Origin of the sequence: Mycobacterium mantenii (assembly GCF_001667865.1) — a bacterium.
In the GTDB taxonomy this organism is placed as follows: Bacteria; Actinomycetota; Actinomycetes; order Mycobacteriales; family Mycobacteriaceae; genus Mycobacterium; species Mycobacterium mantenii_A.
In genome coordinates, this window is the sequence record NZ_LZJP01000086.1 from 1 (window position 1) to 1,596 (window position 1,596).

Below are 1,596 nucleotides of genomic sequence, written 5' to 3' on the forward strand. Positions count from 1 at the left end.
TACACCTGCGCCTATTTCGAGCGCGACGACATGACGCTCGAAGAAGCTCAAATCGCGAAGTTCGACCTGGCGCTGGGGAAGCTGAAGCTCGAGCCCGGGATGACGCTGCTGGACATCGGTTGCGGCTGGGGCGCCACGCTGCGGCGGGCCATCGAGAAATATGACGTCAACGTCGTGGGCCTGACGCTGTCGGAGAACCAGGCGGAGCACGTGCAGCAGTCCTTCGACCAGATGGATACCTCCCGCACCCGACGTGTGCTGCTGGAAGGCTGGGAGAAGTTCCACGAGCCGGTGGACCGCATCGTGTCGATCGGCGCGTTCGAGCACTTCGGCCGGCAACGCTACGGCCGCTTCTTCAAGATGGCCTACCAGGCGCTGCCGCCCGGCGGAGTGATGTTGCTGCACACCATCGTTCGTCCGTCGTTCAAGGACGCCCGGGCCAAGGGCATGACACTGACCCACGAGATCGTCCAGTTCTCGCAATTCATTCTGGCCGAGATTTTCCCCGGCGGCTGGCTGCCGACCCCGCAGACCGTCGGCGAGTATGGGGTGACGACGGGCTTCGAGTTGACCCGCGTCCAGTCGCTGCAATTGCACTACGCCAGAACCCTGGACCTGTGGGCCGAAGCCCTCGAGGCCAATCGCGAGCAGGCCCTGGCGATCCAGTCCCACGAGGTCTACGACCGGTACATGAAGTACCTGACCGGCTGCGCGAAGCTGTTCCGTGAGGGATACACCGACGTCAATCAATTCACGCTGGAAAAGTAACCGGACCACAACGAGCAATCAGCCCCGAACGAATCACGTTCGGGGCTGAATTGCTTTGTCCTACTTGACCATCGTGAACTGCCCCACATTGCAGACGCCCTTGCGGAAGAAGTTCTCGCACCCCGTCAGGTAGTGCATGTACCGGTCGTAGACCTCTTGCGATTGGACAGCGATCGCCTTGTCCTTATTGGCTTCCAGATTGGCCGCCCATATGTTGAGGGTCCGCTCGTAATGCTTCTGCAGCAACTGCACCCGTTCGATCGAGAAGCCAGCAGCCTCACCGAACTTGAAGATATCCTCCTGCGCCGGCAGCTGTCCGCCGGGGAAGATTTCCTGGCCGATGAATCGCATGAAGCGCAAATCGCTCATCGTGATCGAAACACCGCGCTCATGCTGCTGCTTTTGGGAATACGCCAAAATCGTGTGCAACAGCATGCGGCCGTCATCGGGAAGGATGTCGTACGCGCGCTCGAAAAATGCCGAGTAGCGCTCCATCTTGAAAGCTTCGAAGGCGCCGATCGTGACAATCCGGTCGACCTTGTCTTCGAACTCTTCCCAGCCTTGTAGGCGCACCTCGATGTTGCGGTCGGTCGGCAACGCGGCCAGCTTGTTCTTGCTGTACTCGAACTGATTGCGGCTCAGCGTGATTCCGATGACGTTGACGTCGTACTTCTCGACAGCCCGCTTCAGGGCGCCGCCCCAGCCGCAGCCGATGTCCAGCAGCGTCATCCCGGGCTCGAGGTTCAGCTTTCCCAGCGCCAGGTCGAACTTCGCGATTTGAGCTTCTTCGAGCGTCATGTCGTCGCGCTCGAAGTAGGCGCAACTGTA

Annotated in this window: 2 protein-coding genes; one reads left to right on the forward strand and one right to left on the reverse strand. The window is 60.3% G+C overall.

The genetic code is table 11. The annotated features are described in order from the left end of the window. Nucleotides 1–768: cyclopropane mycolic acid synthase family methyltransferase (locus A5688_RS13795; RefSeq protein ID WP_068268191.1), on the forward strand; the 768-nt coding region annotated here is incomplete at its 5' end. A gap of 60 nt (nt 769–828) precedes the next feature. Here A5688_RS13795 and A5688_RS13800 read toward each other — a convergent pair. Then, nucleotides 829–1,596: cyclopropane mycolic acid synthase family methyltransferase (locus A5688_RS13800; protein ID WP_068268193.1), on the reverse strand; the 768-nt coding region annotated here is incomplete at its 5' end.